Annotated in this window: 3 protein-coding genes and 1 tRNA gene; 1 reads left to right on the top strand and 3 read right to left on the bottom strand. The window is 39.1% G+C overall.

Annotation, left to right across the window (positions count from 1 at the left end):
* Together V7149_RS24290 and queG are read right to left on the bottom strand one after the other, a co-directional pair.
* Positions 1-591 (bottom strand): amidase domain-containing protein (locus V7149_RS24290; RefSeq protein ID WP_335348141.1); only part of this gene is annotated, 591 nt, incomplete at its 3' end.
* Positions 592-681: 90 nt separating this feature from the next.
* Positions 682-1,812 carry a tRNA epoxyqueuosine(34) reductase QueG gene (gene queG, locus V7149_RS24285; protein ID WP_335348140.1) on the bottom strand — a complete coding sequence of 377 codons (1,131 nt, stop codon included), beginning with the start codon at positions 1,810-1,812 and terminating at the stop codon, positions 682-684.
* 107 nt (positions 1,813-1,919) lie between these two features.
* Here queG and V7149_RS24280 point away from each other — a divergent pair, with 107 nt between their 5' ends.
* On the top strand, positions 1,920-2,588 hold the full coding sequence (locus tag V7149_RS24280) for a B3/B4 domain-containing protein (RefSeq protein WP_335348139.1): 669 nt from the start codon (positions 1,920-1,922) through the stop codon (positions 2,586-2,588).
* 75 nt (positions 2,589-2,663) lie between these two features.
* On the opposite strand, the gene V7149_RS24275 is transcribed toward V7149_RS24280, so the two are convergent.
* Positions 2,664-2,737, bottom strand: a tRNA-Gly gene (locus V7149_RS24275).
* Positions 2,738-2,909 lie beyond the last annotated feature (172 nt).

Genomic DNA, 2,909 nt, shown 5'->3' with positions numbered 1-2,909 from the left:
CCAGCTATAGCTCCAATTCTTATTCATCATCCACCAGCCTGCCACCCTATTAGGATACCCTCTCATTGGGCCGCCACCGGCATGCAAGCATTGCGATATATAATTCGTGCAATCAACCTCGAATGTTTCATAGGAAGGATTATAGCTATTCCACCATCTTTCGGCATATTGAACAGCTCTTAAGCGGTTATATTCGTAAACAATTCTCTCTTCAGTTTCTTCTATTTCTAGCTCTTGTTCCCTTTCCTGTTTCACTTCTGCATATCGATTAATTTCATGATCCTCGATTAAAATTCCTTTATAAAATTCAGCTTTTCTTTCCTCAATTTCCTCTTCTAAGAAGAACATGTCCTTCTGCTTCACCAAATACTTAAAATGGACATTATATCGAACGGAATCTTTTTCTTCACGACCATGATCAACAGTTATGATGTTCCCAATAGACTTTGCTTTAATAATTTCACCTGAACGCTTAGCAAGCCCCTCTTTCTTAAGTTCTATTTTTGGGCAGAAATGAGTTGAGCTCCTATTTTTTTGAGAAACACATTGCTGCACCCTTTTTTGTAAAAGCTCTTGAAGCTGCTCTCTCACCGGCAACCACTCCTTTCATAAATATATATATGAAAGGAGATGGATGATTTTCCCCATAAAAAATGAGGCAGGCAATCTGGCCGACCTCGTTTACTCAAAAAAGCTTAAGCCTAAATGGATCTCACTTAAAACTTCTTCGTCTTTTTCCTTTTGTTGAGCCTTTTCTAATGCAAGACGAGCGGTTTCTCCTCCAATTTTACCTATCGCCCAAGCAGCAGTTCCACGGATAACAGGCCGTGAGTCTGAAATCATGACTTCAATGAGATCATCAACAGCTGTTTCGTCTTTAAAATGTGCTAATGCAAAAATAGCATTACGCTGGATAGGCTTTTTTCCTCTCCACGATCCAGATAAAGGTCCAAACCTTTCTTTAAAGTCCCGATTACTAATTTGAAGAAGCGGTTTTAATAGTGGTTTGACAATTTCAGGATCCGGCTCCATTTCCTCGTGAAAATAGAAGTTCTTCCCTTTGTTTTCCGGACAAGCCGTTTGGCAAGAATCACAGCCATATAGGCGATTACCTAATTTCTCACGGAATTCCTCTGGAAGAAATCCCTTTGTCTGTGTGAGAAATGCTATGCACCTTTGTGCATTTAGCTGCCCCCCTTGCACTAAAGCTCCAGTAGGGCAAGCTTCGATACATTTATTGCATGTCCCGCAGCGATCCTCCATCGGCTGGTCAGGCTCAAAAGGAATAGATGTTATCATTTCACCTAAATACACGAAAGAACCAAATTCTGGAGTAATGATGGAACAATTCTTCCCGCTCCAGCCAATTCCCGCTCGTTCAGCAACGGCTCTATCCACTAATTCCCCTGTATCTACCATTGACTTACATTTGGCATCAGGAACTAAGCCCTTAATAAATGCCTCCAGCAGCTCCAGCCGATTCCGTAAAACATGATGGTAGTCTTCTCCCCATGAAGCACGGCAAAATATTCCGCGTCTTTCTCCTTTAATACTCACAACTCTCTCGCTCATTTTAGAAGGGTAAGCAAGAGCTATAGAGATAATGGAGCGAGGCTCATCCATCAGCAACGCAGGATTAACCCTTTTCTCAATATCCTTTTCTTCAAATCCTGATTGGTATTGAAGCTCCTGCTGGCGAATAAGCCGATTTTTCATTTCATCAAAAGTATTTGCTGTTGTGAAGCCAATTTTATCAATTCCAATTTTTTTACTGTATTCGATAACTTCTTGTTTTAACTTTGCCGAATTCACTTTGCTCCCTCCTTTCTATATTTGTTTATATATGAAGGTCCATAATATTATTTAAATCATCGCTTCCTATGATAAACTATTTTTAATCGATTTTGGAGGTGGAAAGGTTGGAAATTCATGTTTCTTCTGAGATTTGCGGGCTTATACCAGATTTTAAAATCGGAGTTATCCGTTATCAGAATATTGAGGTAGGCGAGTCTCCACAAATGGTAAAAGGGCGACTGCAGTTGTTTCAAGAATCGATTTACTTCGATTTAGAGGATAAAAATGTAACAGATTTAGATGGGATTAAAGAATGGAGACAGATTTTTAAAGCTGCAGGGAAAGATCCTAACCGCTACCGTCATTCAGCTGAAGCCCTATACCGCAGGGTCAAAAAGCAAAACTATTTACTGCCTGTGAACAGTGCTACTGATATTAATAACTTCTTCTCTTTGCAATATCAAATTTCACTAGGCATCTATGATATGGACAAACTCAATGGGAGTGTGACGATGAGACTTGGAGAAGATGGTGAAGAATATGTTGGACTAAACGGCAGATCCAATTCGCTTCACCGTTTAATTGTAACGAGTGATGATTCAGGCTCTTTTGGCAGCCCTTTTGTAGATTCAGAAAGAACTTCTGTGACAGAAAAAACAAAAAACGCTATACATATTGTTTATTTACGCCCTTCCTTCAATATCGATGAGGCGAATGAAATGGTCACTTCTCTTATGAATATGTTTATTCAAATTCATGGAGGACAAGGAAATATAGAGATTATAGGGTGCTAAACTGGCACCTTTTTTTGACATTAAAAAACGCAATACCTCGTTCTTTATTGAAACGAAACACTGCGTTGATATGTATGGAGCGGGTGATGGGAATCGAACCCACGACAACAGCTTGGAAGGCTGTAGTTTTACCACTAAACTACACCCGCATTTTACTAAAAATAAAAAAACAGGTTTCCCTGTAAATTTCATAAACAATAATTTAACATTTTCTTAATATTACAACCTTTTCGAAGTATCGTCAAGTTTTTTTCGACAAATTTCTTTGTTTTTCTTTCTTTAGAAACGTCCGTCAAAAGGATGTGGATGGACTTTTTGGTC

Origin of the sequence: Bacillus sp. JJ1503 (assembly GCF_036965125.1) — a bacterium.
Lineage (GTDB): Bacteria > Bacillota > Bacilli > Bacillales > Cytobacillaceae > Cytobacillus.
This window is presented reverse-complemented; position numbering and strand designations above follow the sequence as displayed.